Origin of the sequence: Algoriphagus confluentis (genome assembly GCF_036245625.1) — a bacterium.
GTDB lineage: Bacteria > Bacteroidota > Bacteroidia > Cytophagales > Cyclobacteriaceae > Algoriphagus > Algoriphagus confluentis.
The window spans coordinates 87,141-107,574 of record NZ_BTPD01000011.1; the positions used below are offsets into that span (position 1 = coordinate 87,141).

The following is a 20,434-nucleotide window of genomic DNA, read 5'->3' on the forward strand; positions in this document are numbered from 1 at the left end:
CTGTTAAAAGTTAAAGTTGTAGGAAAATGCAGGCAGGAAGGTTCCGATTATGGACAGTTTGGTTGCCGTTGTTTCAGGCAAGGTGTCCGGAGCTGGGCGTTCCGTACCCTGGGAGAAATAAACACTGAAAGGATTTTGTCTTCCGTATACATTGTATATGGACACCACCATACTGTCGGTTCCGCTCCTTCCTTTTTTCCCTCTCCACACATTTTCAAATGTTGCTGCAAGATCAAGCCTATGGTAATCTGGAATCCTAAAATTGTTCCTTTGGTTTCTTGCTATATAAGGAATAACATATCCTCCCACATAAATCCTATCGGTAGGAAAAGTGGATGGAGTGCCGGAAAGAAAACTGAAGTTGGCGGACAAGCTGAGGTTTTTCTTCAACTCGTAGAATGCGGCAAGCTTAAGGTTATGCCTCTGATCAAAGCGGGTAGGATACCACTGGCCTTTTCGGTTCACCTTATCAGTGCCATAGTTTATTCCATCGACAATCATTTCGGATTTCCCTAAAGTGTAGCTGACCCAACCGGTAATTTTGCCTGAATTTTTCTTGGCATAAATCTCCATTCCATAGGATCTCCCCTTCCCGAATAGGAGTACTGATTCAAGGTATTCATTGATAAAAAGGTCTGCTCCGTCAATGTAATCCACCAGATTTCTGGACCATTTGTAATACCCTTCCACCGACAACTCGTACCTGTTCTCCATTAAATTCTTAAAATAGCCCAAGGCCACCTGATCTCCCTGCTGAGGCTTGATCAGATTGGTAGAAGGCTGCCAAATATCAATTGGAGTAGAAACAGTAGTGTTTGAGATCAGATGGATGTATTGATTCATCCGGTTATAGCTACCTTTTAAGGAACTGGAAGCATCCAGTTGATATCTAAAAGAAAACCTGGGTTCAAGATTGGTATATTCTGAAATAGATTCCCAGGTATCCAGCTCCCGGGTGGAGACCAGGCGTTTTCTAATCCCCGGAACGGTATCTGCATAGGTATACTCAGTTCCTCCCATGTATTGAAATCTACTCAATCTTGCCCCATACTGGATCAGGAATTTTTCTGAAACCGGAAAATCATGAGCCGCATAAAGAGAAGTTTCAAGTCCCTTCCTTTGGTCAAGGCTGACATCGGTTGGAATCCCTTTGGTAAGAATTTTTGCTTTCGCAGGAAGAAAGTCATACAGAATCAAATCCAATCCAAAATTCAGCTCACCCTCATCTCCTGTAGAATAGGCAAAATCAGCCTTCAGGTTTGCAGTCTGAATCTGGGAGGACCAATCAAAATTATCCAGTTCGCTTGAACCGAATTGGAAACCGTATCCATAGTTACTGTAAATGGCCGAAACATTGGAAAAAAGTCTTTTCCCGTAGAGGTGATTCCATCGTATCGTCGCTGTTTGATTCCCCCAGTCAAAACCCTGGAATTCATCAAATTTGAAAATATCCTTTCCGAAATATCCCGAAAAAAAGATCCGGTTATTCTCGTTCAAAATGAAGTTGGTCTTGGCCGTTAAATCGTAAAAGTACAGATTCGTATTTTCATCAATCTGGTCGGTAAATGGCTTGGCAAGAATATCCGCATAGGATCTTCTCCCCGCTATCAGGAAAGAGGATTTATCCTTTTGGATTGGGCCCTCAATGGCCAATCTGCTAAAGATGGTTCCCAAGCCCCCTTTTACCTGGTATTTTTTTGAGTTACCCTCTTTCATGTAAATATCCAAAACCGAGGAGAGTCTTCCCCCATATCTCGAAGGAATGCCTCCTTTATAAAGTTTGATATCCTTAACCGCATCAGGATTGAAGACAGAGAAGAACCCAAATAGGTGTGAAGATTGGTAAACTGGGGCCTCATCCAAAAGAACAAGGTTTTGGCCAACGCTTCCTCCTCTGACATTGAAACCGGCTGCACCTTCTCCCACAGTACTCACTCCGGGCAGAAACTGAATCCCCTTGAGGATATCCACCTCTCCTGCAAATGCAGGTAATCTTTCCAATGTTTTAATTTCAAGGGTGGAAACACTCATCTGGGAGGTCATTATTTGCTGTTGGGGAGTATTTCCCTTTACAACAACTTCCTCCAACAACTCCTCAGTTGAGGTTAAGGCAACATCCATACGAAGATCCTGTGTCAAATTGATGTTTTTTTCCTCTGACTTAAATCCTACGTAGCGGAATTCCAAACGATAATCCCCCTTTGGAAGTGTAATGGAATAAAATCCGTAAGAATTGGTAACTGAACCAGTACCCAAATCCAAAATGAGCACCGTAGCTCCGATTAACGCTTCCCCATTTTCAGAATGGGTCAAATAGCCACTGAGCGTATATTTCTCCTGGGCAAAAGTCTGCAATATCAACAGGAAGCAAAAACTTCCCAATAACCATGTTTTCAAAATAAATGTAGTTTATAGTTGGTTTATAGGTTCTACTGAAAAAGAGATTATCGGCAAAATTCCAATTGCACCTCCTTCCCAAAAGAATGTTGCAAAGCTCAAAAAGGGAATTCCAAAAAGAGTTAACTATAGTTAAGAAAGAAAATAGACCCAAAAAAAAATTTTATCTGAGAAGTATAAATCCAGATCTATCTTTAAATTTTAAAGAATATAAAATCAACAAAACAATTATGATAATTAAATTGAAACAATCTAAATAAACTTTACTGTTTAAATTAAATATCAGGATTATATAATGAAAAATGGGGAAAATCTTCCCCATCTTTACTCTCAAACGTTTTTTTAATTCTCATGAAAAAAGCCAGAGAACAAAACCAAAATTCAACACTATAAATGACTTAATTTAAAAATTTTCAGGTTTAAATTCGAGGCCAGCGCCAAGCATAATGGATAATAAGGCAAAGAAGACCCACTTGAATAATTGCCCCAACAACCATGTGAATCCAAGCTTCACCAGCCAGATTAAACAAAATAAAAGGTATATTTATCGCTCCAACAATTATATTTAACCAGCGATTCAACTTTGCTGAAAGACTAATTGAAAGGAAAATCATCAGTGCAGGAAGTGACACTAAAACCAGCGCTATCAGCAAAAAACCTTGGGAAATTTCAAATTCAAAGACCTTTCCAGCCAGAATATCTTCTATTTTTCCCGGCATATATAAGTGAAAATAATCCAGGTAAATAATAAGAAACATCAAGCTAGCCCAAAGGCTAGCTAGTTTAAGTTTGACATTGACACTCTTATCAGACAACATTTTTTATCAAGGTGTATACTATGGATTGTTTAATTAAAAGTTGTAACCGAAATGTAAACCAGGCTCAGGGGTCCATTTTGACCACTTGTCATCTTTTTGTTTAAATCCATCAGGCATTTCCGTATGATAAGGACGACCAGCTATCCCAACAGAAGGTTCAAGGAAAAATTTATCCTTAAAGAGTTTAACATGATATCCTATTCTGTAGGTGTTAAACAAGTGAAAACCATTGTCTATCTTCTTTCCATCCTCATCCATAAATTTTTGAACCATGGGAGTAAGGTGAACCGCAGCGTAGAGTCCTTTCCAAAAGTATCGTTGATAGGCAAGTCCAAGACCATATTCTCGAATTGTACCTGGAAATTGTTCATCAGGCTCACCGTATTTATCATTGAAAAACGGGTTAATTCCTAAAGGCCAGGAATATTTCCATGTTATAAACTCTAACGAAATAACATCTCTACCTGTAATCCGATGTCCCAAATTAAGTTGAACAAAGCCAGGAGGATTGGTAGAAGCAAAATTGCCCAATAAAAACAGAGTACTACCCACAAAATTCTTTTTATACGTAGTATCCTGTTTGGAATACTGAGCATTAACCTTAAGTGTAAAGATTAACATCAAGGAAAATAAGGATAAAGAAATTTTCTTTTTCATTTTTTTGAAGTTTGAATTTATGATTCAAAATTAAATTGAGCCGAAAGGACAACTCCTTCACTTAAGTTAAAAAAATAGAATTGTAAAGTTTTTTTTAATATCTCACTTTCATATTCTCAAAAAACATTGACAGTTACTCGAACTATTTGCCAACAATTGGTTTACTAAAAGAGTAAATGAAACCTTTCAAAAAAGGATTTACCATAATACCAAGAGGTTTAAATCTAATCACATTGAAATTTTTAGAATTACATTTCCTTTTTTTCGTCCCGACTCCACATAGGCATGTGCTTCCTTAATTTGATCTAGTTGGAAACTTCTATCGATTACGGCCTTAATTGCTCCTTTTTCAAAGAGTTCTTTCAAAAGTTGAAGTTGATGAATAGACTCTGAAGCAAAACTATTCACATTCTTGTATATACCATTTTTTTGAAGAAGATTTTCACACTGCTTTTTAGTTGTTGCGCCAAATGCATCAAAAATGATATCATACTTATCTGCTCTTTTAGAAAAATCCTCTTTGTCGTAATAAATAGTTTTTTTCACCCCTAGGTCTTCAACCAATTGTTTCCCCATTGAACTGCAAACCGTGGTTATATCGGCTTTATAATAGTTGGCCAATTGAATTGCAGCTGTTCCTACAGCACCTGTGGCTCCGATAATCATAACTTTCTTTCCAGAAGCTTCCCTTATTCTTGCTTTTTCCAAAAAGTAAATTGCCGTATGCCCTCCGAACACAATTGCGGCGGCTTCTTCAAAAGAAGCGTTAATGGGCAATTCAAGCACGATGCTATTTTGATTTACAGCAATATATTCTGCATTGGTACCGAAATTAAATCCGGTCATACCGAAGACCTTATCCCCTGCCTTGAACTTAGAAACTTTGTTTCCAACTGCCTCAACCACTCCCGAATATACTGTCCCGAGTATGGGTTTTCTTGGTTTTGAAACACCCAATACCAAGCGCATTACTAACTTCATCCATCCCTGGACATCAAATTTCCTTATTCTGACATCTCCGGAGTTTACTGTGGTAGCCACGAGTTTGACCAGAATCTGATTGGCTTTGGGTGAAGGTTTTGGAATCTCCCGAAGTTGTAAAACCTCGGGAGAACCATATTGGGTGCAATAAACAACTTTCATCTAATCTTATGAGCATAAAAACTTAAATCCTAAGTCTTTTGTGGACTGGATAGAGTAGTTAGACCACTGACTTTCCACGCCATTAAAAAATTTAGGAATACCGGTTCTTATTGGCCAATAACTAATGTCGATTGCTGGTTCAAAAAAGAACATATCTTTAAAAAGCTTAGAATGGAAACCTAAATAAAAGTCAGTATATAAATTGAATCTATTTCCAATCTTCTTTTTATTCTCATCCACGTATTTTTCAAAAGCATTCAAGATGTAGACTGAGGAATAATCTCCTTTCCTCCAAAATCGCTTATACCCGATTTGAGGAGCTAATTTTCGTTCATATCCTAGGTAGTTTAATCCAGGCATGTCAAAATCAGGACCGAATGGAATTCCCAAGGGCCAGGCATACTGAGACTTTTTAAATCGGAATTGCACTACGTCCCGTAGGGTTATCCGATAACCAAAATTTAATTGAAAATACTTAAGTGGATTTGGATCCTCTGGAATAAAGTTTCCCAACATCAAAAATGAACTCCCAACAAACCATTTATTGTAAGTTGTTTTCTTATTAAATGTGTTGATTCCTTTTGGACTCTCCGACTCCTGTGCCTTAAGTTGCAGTGTATTACTGATCATCAGTATGACAATACTGATGAATAAAATTCTTCTTTGCATTTCTTTTCTTTTTATTGTGAAACGATAATGCAAAACTGGTTCACCAAGGTGACCCAACTCGTTCACTAAAGGTAAGAAATGAAATAAGCCTTTATTTTTTTTCTGAAATCCTTGCTCTCAACCTACTAAGTGACTGGGGCTGTATACCTAAAAAACTAGCTAATTGGTGTTGGGGAACCCGCTGGATTAGATCCGGTCTTTTCTGAAGGAGGTTTAGGTATCGTTGTTCAGGGGATGAGGTCTTAAACTCATCAAAATCCAATTGTTGTTTGGCCAGCAATTCTTCTGACAAAATCCTACACATCAGATCAAATTTCGGAAATTTACTATTCATTTCAGCTCCTGTATCAGAGTCAGCAACTACCAGAATACTGTCTTCTAAACAACTAACAAAATATTCTGAGGGCGCTTTAGTGATTACACAATGGGGGGTTAATGGCTCCAATTCTGTAAAAAAAGCAGTCGTTTTTTCCTCGCCCTCAATCATATAATAGGTCCGAATACAACCTTTTAATACAAAATAGCTGTCTTTTGATCTTTGACCCTCTTTGAGCAAGATAGTACCCTTCTTAACAGATCGGAAAAGGTCTAGTGAAAGCAAAACATTCTTCTCTTCCTCAGTCAGAGAAATATATTTTGACATGAAGTCGAATAATGTATTTTCCATTTTAAGTAACTTTCGTTTCAGTAGTTAAATCAATTTTTTCAGAGGCTTGAAAATTGCTCCAAAGAGGATTTAAAGCCTTGTAGTTTTCATTTCTCTCAAAGGGATACGTGTAAATATCTTAATTGATACAAAATTCAGAAATTACTTTTTTCCTTGGATAAATAATGGAACAAGTTAATGCTTTTAATTCATGATTGACCTGAAAATAAGGTTTTTGAAATTTTCGATCCTCTTTTTTGTTCAGTTTTCAGCTGAAGTTGATGCAAGGATTTGTTACACATAAGGTAAAATATCAAAAAATTCTAGGCTATATCTTGGACCAAATTTACCTTAATTCCAATTGTCCCAATGTCAAATTTGAAGATTAGTTTGCTTCACATGGATTGATCAAAAATATTAGGTCAAGATAAGATCAGATTTTATAATGAATATCTATGACATAAAATCATTTCTTGAGGTCATAAATAAGGAATTCCATGAATCGCTTGTTATCAATCCAACTTTCTTGACCTCCATCAGAAATAATTTTAATCTCAATTTTTTTATATCCTTTTGAAAATTCCTGATAGCGGAATGAATTCAAACCAAGAAGGTTCATTTGTTATTGTCCTCCACTAGTAATGGAAAAATCGAATCAGTAAAGGTTTGCAAAATACATCCTAGGCCTATATAGAATCCAAGTACCAAGAATCAGTTCATTCTCAGAAAGCTTAGAATCATCAAAGGGATAGGATTGATGAATTAAAATTCAGTACTAACGGTTACCTCTAGCACCACAAATTGAATTTTTTCAAAATCTTCCTAAATTTTTTATCCGAATGGTTCAGTTATTCGGATGGTTTCTCTGATTCTAATTTTGTATTCAATCCTCAAAGTTTTAGGCTCCTGACCAAATGAAACTTTACCCCCAATAAAAAGATAACTTATTTATTTGAAACTATTCCCTAGGCTTTCCTAAAAGCATTTTTTAAACACCATTTATCTAATAGTGATCGGAAGAAAAAACGATCCTTCTGTAAGGGTTAAGGTTTGGCCATTACCATTCTTGAAAGTACCTTGGAATGTGCCTCTGATTTTTTTCTCATTGATCGCGGTAATTTTAAGAGAAAAGTCTTTGGGCAAAACTACACTACTGGCATAAAAACTATCCTCGCCTACAGCACTGACATATTCAGCGGAAAGTTCATTGGAATTTACCGTATAATTACCTACCAAAATATCCCCTCCTTTTTCCAGAACTATGGTTAGTGCAGGTTCCGGTGAATCCCCTTGTCCACTTGTCCCTCCCACCAAAAGACTAAAATTACCTTCATCCTCAAATTTACCGCAGAAAGTAAACGGGAAATCTTTTTGGATTCCATCAATTTTTGCATTTACGTGGTATTCACCCGTTAACAACTCATCTTCAATTGGAATAAGATCATTATCCTCTGACTGGCAGGAAAAAAATCCCAAGATTAAGAATAGGCCAAAAATGGCCAACATATTTTTACTCACGTCTAAGTTGGTTTAATTCACTAGCAAAGGAAGTGACTATTATTGGTTTCGATATACCCCAAATTGAGGGATTTAAATCTTTGGTAACGACCAAACTTTGATCCTAACAAAAAAACAGGGATCTACATTAATCCCTGTTTTCCGGAAATAGTTTTGAAGCATAAGTCTCTTGAAAATTAGCATTCCCTTTTATTCAAAATTCAGCCTGACATCTCCTAATAATCTTAAATATCTATTAACCCAGATTTTGGATTGCCGGGAGAACTAAAAGTAGATTATACCCGGCTAATCCTCAGGCCTGGTTTCCAAAAAACTGCAGAAATTTAAACTTATCTTTCTTCACGGTTAACCAAATTGAAAAACCAAGGGTGAAAAGCCTGGCTAGGATTGAAGCAGTATCGCCCAGTGCATTGACTCCTACTTCAAACAATTCAAACCAAAAATTTAATAGGACATGTAAAACTATAGGAAACCAAATATTTTCCCATTTGGAAAAAATCCAACTGAACCAGAATCCCCCCAATGTTGTCAAGGCAACCACGCCAACCTGTTCGGATAAATCCCAATCTTGAAGAAAGTGAGCAAAACCGAAAACCAGGGAAGGCAGTAAGGCCGCCCACCAAAACCCTACATTTAGATACCTATATATCAACCAAAAGGCAAAACCTCGATATAGGACTTCTTCTGCAAAGGGTGAAAAGATAGTATAAAACAATAGGACATCTGTTTTCCAATTAAATTGGAATCCGCTTCCAATAGCATAGGTTAAAGCTGTAGGCAAGGTAACAATTATTCCAAAAAGGATCGCTCCTACTAAGGACTTACTAAGACTAAGCCTTTCAAGGCCCCCTAGCATATTTTCCCTGAAAATTAAACAAACGGCTAAGAGCACTACGGTAACTTCCAAAAACATTCTAATCCCCCATCTGAAATACCCTTCCAATCCAGGAAATAAAAAGGACATGGCATCATTGGAAAATTGATCCACAAGGAAAAAAATCCCAAGAATCAAAGAAGCAATCAGTATTCGCTCCACATTTGAGTAATCATTTTTTTTCATATGCAGTTTAAATTAAGTTTACTTCAAGGAGGATGCATTAACCCTGAATAAAGTTGCAAACCGTATTTAAACACTTTGATCTATACTATCTCTAATCCTATCTAAAAACAATCATTTCATAAAAAAAAATACTTAATAAACATCACCCATAATAGGGTATCTTAATACAATATTTTTACCCAAAATTTCAGTATAATTTTTTTCTATCCGAGAGAGAAAAAAAATCATTTTGGCAGCAAAAAGGGACCAAATTGCTCCTTTTCCATATTAAGGAGTCTAAAGTTTAAACTGAAAAATTGTAATCCCAATAGTTGATCAAACCCCTAACTGAATTAACAGACTTCTCTTCCTATATCTTTAATTCTGCATTACACTAAAGGAATCGAAAATAAATGGATGTATTAATCTGATTGAATACTTCATCAGATTTTACCTAGTTGTCTAATTAGGAGATTAACCTAGATCACCCTTTTCAATACCTATTGCGGAGGAATTAGAAAAATCTACTCTACCAAAACAATGCAGAAAAGGGAATTATTCCTTTAACAAGCTTCCAAATCAGGAAAAAAATCTTTGACAATTTTGTTTTGCAGCATTATACCCACACATCCCATGAACCCTTCCACCGGGAGGGGTTGAGGAAGAGCAGAGGTAGATCCCCTTTGCAGGAGTTCTGTAAGGTTTAAGCTGAAAAGTTGGTTTCATAAAAAGCTGAGCAATATCCATTGAACCCCCATTGACATCTCCTCCTAAATAATTGTGATTATAGGCTTCCATTTGGGCCGAATTAATGGAATGACGGGCCAGTATAGGCTCTTTAAAACCAGGGGCAAAACGTTCAATTTGATTTTCAATGAGCTCTGTTCTATCGACATTTGATCCATTGGGGACGTGACAATACCCCCAGGCTGTATGCATTTCCTTAGGAGCCCGGGTTGAATCAAAAAGACTCTGTTGACCCAGAAGTACAAATGGGCTTAGAGAAATTCGCCCGTTTGCTGCCTGCAATTCCGAATGGCAAATTTCTTTCATGCCTGAACCAAGGTGGATCGTACCCGCCTTTCTTGCGATAGGGGATTTAAATGGAATAGGGCCACTCAAAGCCCAATCTACTTTAAAAACCCCCATTCCATAGCGGAATTTCTTAAGTTTTTTCAGATAGGAATTAGGCAGTTTAGCCCCTGCAATCTTAGCCAAGGCAGGGACTGAAGTATCAAAAACCAGAACCTTATGTTGAGGCAATTCCCGAATATCCTTTACCTGCTAGGAAGTTTGAACCTCCCCTCCCATGGAGAGAAAATAGCCCAACATAGCGTTTGCCTAAGCCTGGGCACCACTTTTGGGTATTGGCCAACCTCTGGTATGTCCAGCTGCTTATAGCGTAGGTGCAATAGCTGAGGCTCCAAAATTTGACAAAGGCTGGACAGAATGTGTTGCCATCCCTTCCCAAAACCCGCAGGTTCTATTTTCCTTAAAAATATAATTGCCGAAAAATTTTGCCAGGAGGATCGCATTCAAAACACATATCAAAAACGTATCGGGATGGGCTGGAATTCCAGGTGGTGAAAGGATATCCACAATAAGTTGATCTCAATGCTCTACCAATGGGCTGATGACATTAAGGTAAGTGGATTGATCTTTACCCAAATTAAGCGCGGTTTATTCCAAGCTTGAGAACAAACCCAAAGCAGCGTCATCCTCAAATGGATGTACGGCAGCCACCTCCGGATAGACCTAATCCAAACTTTTCCAAGGGGATTTGGCTTGGAAAAGGAGAACTAATTCCCATCGGATAAAAAGCTGAACAAAGATCATGGCTAAATCCGGGTAAGGTTAGGTCCTTTGTTCGGCTACCTACACCGACCCTGGGCAGAGCCTCAACAACAAGCACATGAAGGCCCAGGACTTGTAATTGAATAGCCGCTCCCAATCTATTTGGACCGGAACCGATTACAATAACAACGTATACCGATTTCATAAAACTAGCTTTATGGAAGAATATTTAATCCAAAGACCAGCTGAGTTTAAAATTCAACCTATGAATTAAAAAAAAGATTTTTTGAACCCCAATTTCTACAGCTAATTCACTCTACCTTTATTTAATCTTTACTGGTGGAAGCACTCTTCCAAGCTAAAAAAGAAGTATTAAAGACTAGTTGTTTTCTGTCTTTTACTTAGCTCATCCCATCCAATAGAAATGAGAATACCCAGCGTTGCCAATCCATATCCAAATACCCCGATATTTATACCAAAAACAGTTTTTTCGCTTCCATCCAGATACCTCATGGATCCTCCGTATCCCTCTTTAAGTATAAAAGCCAGGAGAAATCCTCCCATCACCAATAAACAAAGGATGGAGCTTAATCTTGATTCTCCTTTTAACCATGCCAGGTATAAACACAATACTCCAATCCCACAATTGGTTATCAATTGCCAGACTTCATGAATTTTGGCATGAGGTGTCCAGTCGGGATTCCATACATGAGTTTCATTAAGTTCCAATATCGGAACGACCACTGCAAATAAAATGACACTGAAAGAAACAGCAAGGTTTATTGGCAGACTTTGTTTGGGCTTGATGTTCATCGTGTAGAATTAAAATATGGGGTTTTTGATGGAAGGATTCAATTAGATCCCAATCAAACCTTGCGATATCTTAGACAGATTTTTTCCTTAAAGGGTTAGATAAACCATTTGAACACATTTTTTCTAATGATTCCTCTTACTACAAAACAATATTAATTCTTCTATCATAAAGATCACTCACCTATTCTGGGGTATTTCATCGTTGGAAAGCTCTTTCCTTTTGGGTCTTAATTTCCTTCTAGGAGCTCCCTGATTTTGGTACATTCCAAGTCCGTAGCCCCCTTGCAAAGGATATTAATCAAATCCAGAGAAATAGGTCTTTTCGGGTAAGTATAGGTGGTTAAAAATTCCTTTAACATTCCATTAAGTCTTTCCTCACCCAGCAGTTCAGAAAGTTCTACCATGACCAAAGCCCCTTTGGAATAGGACAGATGAGTAAATGAAGGATTAACTCTGGATAAGGATTGAGGGACAAAATACCCCTTTTCCATTTGATAAATCTGCCTGTGTAAATCCAGTTTTTCTTTCATTTTTTCAACTCCGTACCTGTGCTTATATACCATCATTTCTGTATACATGGCAAGGGTTTCGGTTAAAAATGCTGCTCCTTCTCTCTGATCAGGTAAAATCCTGTTCCCTCCCCACCAAAAGTGGGCGATCTCATGGGCTGCCAACTCAAGAATAACATCGTTTTCAGCTTGATCTTTTAGCCTAGAATGAAATGCCTGGCCTTCATTGATAAAAATCACGGCAGGGTATGCAGTTGCATTAAATCCCGAAGCCATGGAAGAAACTTCGACAAAGGAAAGGGACTCAAAAGGGAAATCTCCAAAATTCTTGATACAATAATCCAGCGCATAAGCAGCATGCGCTAGCAACAAATCCACATTCTCATCATGTTGGGGATGAAAATAAACTTTTATGGGTATTCCTTTATGTTCAATTGAACTTTGTTGGTAAGATCCAGAAGAAACAGCAAACCTAAACGGAACAGAATCTGCGCGGTAAGTGTAAAAATTTCTGTCATTTACCTTTTCGGCTCGGACTAATTCACCAGTTCCGAAGGCCATTTGATTGGCAGAGGTAGAAATTCTTATGGAAAGAGAAATCATGTCCAAAGGATTTTCTTTGGGATCTTCCAAAGTTTTGGGAAGCGTTTTTTCTCCCAAACCAAATGACTTTCTTAATTCAGGGTCCTCCAGTTCAAAAGATCTCAGGTAGCCAAATTCAGGCAAATACCTGCTTAGCCTAAGAAAGCTCCCATTTTTTAGCATGGCATTGTCTGATGAAAATCCCCCATAGGGATGGAGCTGATAGGAAAGATCAAATTCTAAGTAAGCTTCTCCCCCAGGAGTCATAGGTTCATTCAAAAAAATCTCAGAAGTAATTTGGTCAATAGCTATCATCTCGTTTTTGAACTTGAAAACAGCCCCTTCAAGATTAAGCTCTGGATGAAAATTAAGTAAGAGCCTATCAAGGGGTTGAGAGGATAAATTCTGTAGGGAATAGGTTCCCTTTAGACTGTATGCGTTTTCTTCAGGAAAGAGGGCTAAAGATATATCCACTGCGAGTATGGTTGGCTGAGGAATATGCTCATAGTGCCGGAATTTGGCCTCATAGTCTGCCATCCAAGAGATTTGGGCAGATTTATTAGGAGCTTTATACCCCTTGGAAATTTGGTTTCCCACTATCCCCAAGGTAATGACAACACAGCACAAGGAAATTCCAAGTAGCATTTTCTGCTTGGGATTCCTGATCAAATCTCATGCAATCCAAAAGGACATAACCAGCAATCCCCCAAAAATCAACCGAAAAAAGAAGAAAGGAGCAAAAACATCAAATCCATTCCAGTCACTCCAATATCCCCCAAATTTCTTCAGAAACCTAATTGTTGGATTGTCCATCCACCGATCAGTCAATGGGGTTCCCAGAACAATACCAGTGACCAAACTGACACCCAAAGCGGAATATTTGGATGGAAACACACGGTTTATCAAGATCAGGATTACCGAAAAAAGCAAAAGGGGTAAGGTATTGAATAGCAGAATGCCCCCATAAGCACCCCAGTCAAAATTAGGGTATCCATAGGCCAGTTGAAAAAACACCCCTTCCAGCATAAGCAATCCCGAATAGAAAAGAATCAAAATAACTACAGCCAACAAATGGCCTGCATGTTTGGTAAAAGATAGAATTGTGGTATCCTCCAAAACCCAAAAACCTGAAGTTCTACTTCTCCAATACATATCATTGGCCAAGAATCCGAACAGGAAAATTCCAATCAGATAAAAATTCTCGAGGATAATCTGGGACACCAAACCGGAGGAAGCATATCTTTCCGGAATCCGCAATCCACCTGATATCTGCCCATATATCTCCATTCCGTGATAAAATAGAAGCAAAAGGACTGAAACTGGTAAAAAAATGCTTTTTCCCGCATATACCAAATCTTGTTTCATATAGGAATAAACCGATCTGAATTCCCCTTGCAAAGAAAAATCGGGCCTGGGTATGGTTTGAAGGGAAGAATGATAATCCTCTTTCAAAAGCTTGAACTTATTTTGAGCCCGTGAGCTAAATTTTAGTCTTCCTCCGGGAGTAAATAGTAAAAAAGAGGTTTGTATAAACCCAAAAGAAAGCACTAATACCAAGAGTCTATTGATTAAAAAAACACCCTGAAACCCAACCAACACCTCATTCCTCTCCCCGACTGTATAATCCCTTGATTGATAAAAGTATGAGGAAAGGCCAAAAGGATCAATCAAAGCAGCAATGAGTTGTGTGGATTCTGCCTGTGGTGAAGCACTGTTCATAAATGGAGAATTTGAAAAAATCAAAACAATCAGGTAGCCTATATATAGCAAAAGCCCTCCTAAAACCAGGTGCAGTTTATTTTTGGTTGACAGTGCTAATAAAAACAGGAATGAACATACCAAAACCCCATTGAAGGCACCTAAAACAAGGAAGGGATAGGCATATCTAAGCAAAAAAATTCCTTCTTGGATTTCATTTCCTTTTCTAAAGTACTGTCCCAGCCCAAAACCCAGATATAAAACAAAAAAGGAGGATAGGACTAGAATTAAAAATGATAAAAATCTACCCCACAGGAATTTCTTCAAACTTAAGGGAGTAGAAAAAACCAAAGGAGCAAAACTAAAATCCCATTCTCTAATCAACAGTTTCCCACCCAAAACAAGTGCTAAGAAAAGTAGGGATAGAGAAAGAAATCCTGTCATTACCCCTATTGTATAGGGAGAATTCAGGAATACTCCTTCACTGACTGTAAAATTAAAGTTCAATCCGGAAAATAACCCTGCTCCAAAGAGGAGTGCACCCGCAAGCAAGGAGAACCAAGAGTCGAAATATAACTTCAGGTCAAATTTGATAATCTGTTTCATACTCAGATCAGATTTTTAATGGAACAGAAATAAAAATCTTCCAAGGTAGGTTTCTGTAGCTGGAAACCATCCGGTCTGTTTTCGGAAAAAACAGTAATCCAGGACTCTCCCCCTATAAAATTTTTTCGGATCATCACTGAGGAGAAATCGGGAATTTCCGCCTCATCAGACGCTGCAGGCCTAGCCCAGATTTTTCCTTCCAGGGCCTTGATCAACTCTTTGGGCGAACCTGTTATTTTAAGTTTTCCAGAATGGAGTATTGCCATTTCAGCGCAAAGCTGATAAACATCCTCCACCAGATGGGTGGACAAGAGGACTATCCTTTGCTGTCCAATCTTGCTTAAAATCCCGTTTATTCTGTTTCTCTCCTCAGGATCCAATCCAGCTGTGGGTTCATCTACTACGATAAATTGTGGATTTCCCAATAAAGCCTGAGCCAATCCAAATCTTTGCCTCATACCTCCGGAAAAGGTATAAACCTCCCGAGAAGCATGCTGATCCAAGTTTACCTCCCTCAAGAGGTAGTTGATGTGCAATTTCCTGAATGACTTGTCTTTTATTCCTTTTAGAATTGCCAGATGCTCCAAAAGCTGAAACGCATTTGCTTTGGGCAAAACCCCAAATTCCTGGGGTAGATACCCCAATGTTCTTTTGATATGGTCAGGATCCCGTATAATATCCACGTTGTTAAAAAGTACCTGACCCGAACTAGGCTTTTGCAAGCCTACCAGAGTTTTCATTAAGGAGCTTTTTCCTGCTCCATTGGGGCCGAGCAAACCGAATATCCCCTGGGATATGTTTAGTGACATCTTGTCAATAGCTTTCACCCCATTGGGGTAAATCAGGCTTAAGCCATCAATAATCATTTGATTCATTTTCATTGATTTAGATTAGATAATTCCAGTCAGCCTTGAAAAAGGCTGTCAAAACACAGGGTATAATTCAGATTAGGGCATGTATTCGAGAATATCTCCCGGCTGGCAATCCAAAATTTCGCAGATGGATTCGAGGGTCTCAAACCGTATCCCTTTTGCCTTTCCTGTTTTAAGAATGGAAAGGTTAACAGGAGTGATTCCCAGTTTCTCAGCCAGCTCCTTGCTTTGCATTTTCCTTTTGGCAAGCATCACATCTAAGTTTACAATAATGGGCATGGCTATATGTATAAATCCTGGTCATTTTGAAGAAGGCTTCCCCGGTAAAAAAGTTCAGCAATAAAAAAAGTGAAAATTCCAAGGATGAAATGTATAAAAACCAAATTCCAAACCAGCATATTCACTTCGGTAAACAGGCCGGCCAAAACCGCTGTGGGTAAGGGAAGAAAAAGATTGAGCCGGAAATAGGTCTTCATATACCTGACATTCCTATCCAAAAATAGTCTTTCCCGGGAAAACATCCTGAAAACATCTGCTGTAAAGAAGAAGAACAGGACATAAAGCACCATGGGCAAAAGGAACGCAAACAGGACGTAGGCAAAGGAGTTTTCCAGATTTAGAAGTGAAGAAGTTCCGAAAGGGGAAAGGATTACCAAATCGGCACTATCTGTTGAAACCTGGGTTTTGTACCCTGAAATCATAGCAAACAAGGCATAGGTCAAAACCAGGAGATAGACAAAAAACAGGATTCTAAAGACCCAAAAGAGAAACTTGGCTAGAATTTTAGAAGCTTTCATGGAAACTATGGCATTAGATTGAAATTGACTGACCTGAAACCTTTATTAATTTAAACTGAATTAAACCACTGGTTTCAAAGAATACCAACTGGTCAAGCCCCGTCTTCTTTCCTCCTCCTCGGTTGTTCCACTTGGAATCAAAAGACGAAGCCAAACGAAAAAACAAGAGGATCTTGAAAAGGAAAATACAATAATTAATTAATCAAATTTATAAATTAATTATCGTAAAACAATAATTAATTAAAAAAATACTATTTTTTTTCTAAGGGTTCTTACTTGAATCAATGGAATCTGACATTTTAATTCTCTTCTTGTTTTGAAAAGAGAACATCATAAAAATGGATATCCCATTCAATTGACTATTGCCATTTTAAAATTCAGAAAGAAAGTTTTAAAGGAAAAAAATTGATTACTTAAGATAGTAGATTGGGATTTGAGAACCGGAACTACTCGGATCTTCTCTTTTTGGAGATCCGATCGTATTCTTCCAATAAAGCAATCAGCTTAATTCGAACATTCGAATCGGCAATATCCAGTCCGAGTGCAGCAAACTGTGTTTTAATAAACAAAAGAGCATTGTATGGGACAACCTGAATCTTCCTGAATGCAGCTTCTTCCGGAGAAAGTATATTATTGTACATATCCATCAACACATACCCCTTATCGGACTGTCGAAGCACTTCCAATGATTTATCTATTACCTGATTCCAATTCGGTTTATTTTCCATATTCAGATCTTAAATGAACTTTATAATTGTTGACATGCCGCTCAAATATGAGAAAAACCGGGAAAAAATCTTTACTGAAACAAATTTGACATGCTTAGATCTAGTTCTTTTCGGATAGGAGAAATAAAGAACTAATCCCAAAACAAAAAATTGTAAGCTGAAATCTTTCAAAAGAAAAAACCATGCGAGTCTGGCTAAAAATCCCGTAAAGGGGGGGCAATATGTTGAAGAAAAATTGGATAGATTCGCAGCCATGAAATCAAGATTACAGATTCTTTGCAAATCTTCGAATAATTCAGACCAGCAGGAAATACCCAGCTGGATAGGAGGAAAAAACAATCAGGGCGAGTTATGGAGCTTACCTATTCCCCAAGCTATTGAAGGCATGAAAACCGGGAAATGGGATTTTTTCATCAATTTTCAGGGTAAATCCTTTGAGGTTGAACTGGATCAAGACCATGATCCACCAAGACTTACCACCAAGTCAGCAGGAAGGAATTTGTTTCAGGAGCTTCCAGATTGCCCTGAACGAAAATAACCAGTCTAACTAGGGACAAAAGCAGACAAAGCCTGTTTAAAAAAAACCGCCTGATTTTCCAGGTCAGGCGGGAATTACTTATTTATTCAATGTTTCAATGGGTTTTTGGTGGAATATCCTCCATATTCTTAAAGAAACCACCGATAAAGAGACGAGAAAAACCGTCAGAATTGCCAGAGCAAAAATAAGCGGAGGAATACTGGTTTTATACGCAAACCCTTTAAGCCAGGAAGAAGAAAACCAAATACCAAAAAGAACAGCCCCCAGTGAAGAAAAGCCCAATAAAACCAAGAAGTCATAGGCAAGAAATTTTAGAATTTCGGCAAACTCCGCTCCCAACACTCTTCTTATACTAATTTCCTTGGTTTTTTGATGGGCTAGGAAAGAAATCAGGCCTAATAATCCGAGGGCAGATAGGACTATAGAAACGGTGGAAAACAAAGTGAAAATCCTCCCAAGTCTCTGTTCTGAATCATACATCAGCTGGTATTGTTGATCTACGAATTCAAAGGAAAATGGCCTATCAGGAATTAGCTGATTCCAGCTGGATTTTAGCTCCTGCAAAGTCAGGCTGACATTTGAACCTGTAATTCTCAGGAGCAGTTTTGAAGAATAATTGGGTTCCAAGAAAATCACCAAGGGTCCAATTTCTTTATGAAGTGAGTTAAAATGAAAATCTTCAATAACTCCTTTGATGTAGGCATTTAATCCATCAAAAGAAATCTTCTTATTGATAGCCTCACCAGGTTCCCAGCCAAGTGCTTCAGCTCCACTTTTATTGATCAAAACGGGAAACTCTCCGTTTTCTTCAACTTGACTCATAAAAGGATCCCTATCAGAAAAGTCATTGCCATTCAAAAGACTCAAACCCAAGGTGGGAATAAGGTCTGCATCTCCGGAATACCCTGTTACGGCAATTTGATTCTCGGAATCTGCATTTTTGCTCATCGAGTATTGTGCTTTTACCAATACAGGGGAATCTCCGGCACGGGATGCTTCCCGAATCAAATTTTTTCGAAACAGCTCCGAAACATAACTATCCACCTGTTCGGTGATCCTGGCATTAATGGGAAGCACCAAAAGTTCCTCTTTTTGGAAACCGAGGTCAGCCTGCTTCATAAAAGAAAACTGCTTTTGTATTATAAAAGTGGATAGGACCAAAGAAATAGAAACAAAAAACTGAAATACCACCAAAACTCTTCGAAATAAAACCCCAGAACGTGAATTGGTATGGGAAATCGTTTTGAGAGGCTTGATTTTGGAAAGTAAAAGCGCAGGATATACACCTGCCAGAATACTGATGGACAAAAACAAACCCACCAGGAAAAGCACTCCTTTTAGGGAGAAAACCGGAGCCATATCCAGTTTAAAATTCAAATACTGACTAAGGGGAGAAAATATCAACTGAAGAATTAATACTCCGGATAATATACTGATTCCTGTTAGCAGGGAAGATTCCATAAAGAATTTCCAAAATAAGGAAGTTCTGCTGGCTCCAATTATTTTTCTAATCCCTATTTCTTTGGCATGTTCAACAGATTCTGCAGTGGAAAGATTGATAAAATTGGCTGCAACTCCAAAATCAATAAAAGACCTATTGCTCCCAATAATTTGAGATATCTTTCATCCATTGCTGCAACAGATCCATACATTTCTCTTTGGGTATCAAAATGAATGGTACTTAGGGGAGCTAGGGAAAAATGGGTAGTTACATTGTTTTGCTTAAGGTCCTCTCCAAATTCATTTTCAATCCATTCATTGATTAAGGATGAGGTTTGATCCGGATTGGAACCCGGATTCAATTTCAAATACGTGTGGTAATTGTTGTTGGACCAGGATGGATCCTTTCCATGAGGCTGGGAAAGAAAAGAGCCTATAAAATCATAATTCAGGGTTGAATTGGATGGAAAATCGGGTATGACACCTGCAACGGTAAATTCCGTCCTGTTATTTACTTTCAATACCTTTCCAATTGCATGTTGAGAATCTTTAAAATAGCGTTTAGCCATAGATTCCGAAAGGACGACATTATAAGGTTCATGAAGCACTTTCTGGCGTGAACCGACAAGGAATTCGATGTCGAAAACCTCAAAAAAACTGGTATCTGCAAAAGCAATGGACTTTTCTTCTCGGTTTCCATCTCCCCCATCCACCAAAAATGTGGTGAATGTACTTATATCAAACACTATGGTTCCCTTTTCCAAATCTGGGAGCTGAGAATGGAGGGCTGGCAGCAAGGCTGAAGGGGTTGTTGCCCAATAAAGGTTCTGATCACCTGCAGAATAATCCTGATCAACTCTATAAATACTTTCGTGATTTCTAAAACCGGTATTAAAGGAATACTCGTGGGATAAAAACAAGGCGATAACCACTGCACTCACAATAGAAACCGTTAACCCGATAAGATTAATAGTGAATTGCAACTTCCTTTTTGTAAGATTTCTCCAAGAAACTTTAATATGATTTCTGATCATAAGTTGGGCATTAAAAATAAATTAAATGAATAATCAATAAAATCTAGTAATACTAAATCAATGCCAAAATCAAAAACATGAATATCAATTATTTACAAGAAAATTGAGTTTAATTTGAACGAAAAAATCGATCAAA

General features: G+C 38.0%; 20 protein-coding genes. 1 reads left to right on the forward strand and 19 read right to left on the reverse strand.

Features of this window, described 5'->3' with window-relative positions; translation table 11 throughout:
- Positions 1 to 3: 3 nt before the first annotated feature.
- The 17 genes from AAA943_RS16610 to AAA943_RS16690 form a co-directional block, all read right to left on the reverse strand.
- Positions 4 to 2,397, reverse strand: a complete 2,394-nt coding sequence (locus AAA943_RS16610; RefSeq protein WP_338225402.1) for a TonB-dependent receptor — start codon at positions 2,395 to 2,397, stop codon at positions 4 to 6.
- Positions 2,398 to 2,816: 419 nt separating this feature from the next.
- Complete coding sequence (locus AAA943_RS16615; RefSeq protein ID WP_338225403.1) at positions 2,817 to 3,215, reverse strand: DUF6326 family protein; 399 nt, start codon at positions 3,213 to 3,215, stop codon at positions 2,817 to 2,819.
- Positions 3,216 to 3,248: 33 nt separating this feature from the next.
- On the reverse strand, positions 3,249 to 3,872 hold the full coding sequence (locus AAA943_RS16620) for a hypothetical protein (protein WP_338225404.1): 624 nt from the start codon (positions 3,870 to 3,872) through the stop codon (positions 3,249 to 3,251).
- A gap of 228 nt (positions 3,873 to 4,100) precedes the next feature.
- A complete protein-coding gene (locus AAA943_RS16625) occupies positions 4,101 to 5,015 on the reverse strand; it encodes an NAD(P)-dependent alcohol dehydrogenase (protein ID WP_338225405.1) in 915 nt (304 codons plus the stop codon).
- Between the two features lie 6 nt (positions 5,016 to 5,021).
- Complete coding sequence (locus AAA943_RS16630) at positions 5,022 to 5,684, reverse strand: hypothetical protein (protein WP_338225406.1); 663 nt, start codon at positions 5,682 to 5,684, stop codon at positions 5,022 to 5,024.
- 91 nt (positions 5,685 to 5,775) lie between these two features.
- Positions 5,776 to 6,351, reverse strand: coding sequence for a Crp/Fnr family transcriptional regulator (locus AAA943_RS16635; RefSeq protein ID WP_338225407.1), 576 nt, complete (start codon positions 6,349 to 6,351; stop codon positions 5,776 to 5,778).
- Between the two features lie 978 nt (positions 6,352 to 7,329).
- The gene (locus AAA943_RS16640) at positions 7,330 to 7,848 is read right to left on the reverse strand and encodes a hypothetical protein (RefSeq protein WP_338225408.1); all 519 of its coding nucleotides are present in this window, start codon (positions 7,846 to 7,848) and stop codon (positions 7,330 to 7,332) included.
- A 292-nt stretch (positions 7,849 to 8,140) separates the two neighbouring features.
- A complete protein-coding gene (locus tag AAA943_RS16645; RefSeq protein ID WP_338225409.1) occupies positions 8,141 to 8,761 on the reverse strand; it encodes a CPBP family intramembrane glutamic endopeptidase in 621 nt (206 codons plus the stop codon).
- 705 nt (positions 8,762 to 9,466) lie between these two features.
- Positions 9,467 to 10,105, reverse strand: coding sequence for a phytoene desaturase family protein (locus tag AAA943_RS16650; RefSeq protein ID WP_338225410.1), 639 nt, complete (start codon positions 10,103 to 10,105; stop codon positions 9,467 to 9,469).
- Between the two features lie 502 nt (positions 10,106 to 10,607).
- A complete protein-coding gene (locus tag AAA943_RS16655) occupies positions 10,608 to 10,886 on the reverse strand; it encodes an NAD(P)-binding protein (protein WP_338225411.1) in 279 nt (92 codons plus the stop codon).
- A 167-nt stretch (positions 10,887 to 11,053) separates the two neighbouring features.
- Complete coding sequence (locus tag AAA943_RS16660; protein WP_338225412.1) at positions 11,054 to 11,494, reverse strand: hypothetical protein; 441 nt, start codon at positions 11,492 to 11,494, stop codon at positions 11,054 to 11,056.
- Positions 11,495 to 11,721: 227 nt separating this feature from the next.
- Positions 11,722 to 13,230 carry a M1 family aminopeptidase gene (locus tag AAA943_RS16665; protein WP_338225413.1) on the reverse strand — a complete coding sequence of 503 codons (1,509 nt, stop codon included), beginning with the start codon at positions 13,228 to 13,230 and terminating at the stop codon, positions 11,722 to 11,724.
- A gap of 27 nt (positions 13,231 to 13,257) precedes the next feature.
- On the reverse strand, positions 13,258 to 14,889 hold the full coding sequence (locus tag AAA943_RS16670; protein ID WP_338225414.1) for a hypothetical protein: 1,632 nt from the start codon (positions 14,887 to 14,889) through the stop codon (positions 13,258 to 13,260).
- A gap of 2 nt (positions 14,890 to 14,891) precedes the next feature.
- Complete coding sequence (locus tag AAA943_RS16675) at positions 14,892 to 15,764, reverse strand: ATP-binding cassette domain-containing protein (protein WP_338225415.1); 873 nt, start codon at positions 15,762 to 15,764, stop codon at positions 14,892 to 14,894.
- Between the two features lie 72 nt (positions 15,765 to 15,836).
- On the reverse strand, positions 15,837 to 16,040 hold the full coding sequence (locus tag AAA943_RS16680; protein ID WP_338225416.1) for a helix-turn-helix domain-containing protein: 204 nt from the start codon (positions 16,038 to 16,040) through the stop codon (positions 15,837 to 15,839).
- 2 nt (positions 16,041 to 16,042) lie between these two features.
- Positions 16,043 to 16,558, reverse strand: a complete 516-nt coding sequence (locus tag AAA943_RS16685; RefSeq protein ID WP_338225417.1) for a hypothetical protein — start codon at positions 16,556 to 16,558, stop codon at positions 16,043 to 16,045.
- Positions 16,559 to 17,004: 446 nt separating this feature from the next.
- Positions 17,005 to 17,286, reverse strand: a complete 282-nt coding sequence (locus AAA943_RS16690; protein ID WP_338225418.1) for a hypothetical protein — start codon at positions 17,284 to 17,286, stop codon at positions 17,005 to 17,007.
- Between the two features lie 253 nt (positions 17,287 to 17,539).
- Here AAA943_RS16690 and AAA943_RS16695 point away from each other — a divergent pair, with 253 nt between their 5' ends.
- Complete coding sequence (locus tag AAA943_RS16695; protein ID WP_338225419.1) at positions 17,540 to 17,824, forward strand: hypothetical protein; 285 nt, start codon at positions 17,540 to 17,542, stop codon at positions 17,822 to 17,824.
- A gap of 78 nt (positions 17,825 to 17,902) precedes the next feature.
- Here the strand turns inward: AAA943_RS16695 and AAA943_RS16700 are convergent, their stop codons facing one another.
- Positions 17,903 to 19,444: an FtsX-like permease family protein gene (locus AAA943_RS16700; RefSeq protein WP_338225453.1), complete on the reverse strand. Its 1,542-nt coding sequence runs from the start codon at positions 19,442 to 19,444 to the stop codon at positions 17,903 to 17,905.
- The gene (locus tag AAA943_RS16705; RefSeq protein WP_338225420.1) at positions 19,339 to 20,298 is read right to left on the reverse strand and encodes an ABC transporter permease; all 960 of its coding nucleotides are present in this window, start codon (positions 20,296 to 20,298) and stop codon (positions 19,339 to 19,341) included. Before AAA943_RS16705 ends, AAA943_RS16700 begins: the two co-directional genes overlap by 106 nt.
- Positions 20,299 to 20,434: the final 136 nt, after the last annotated feature.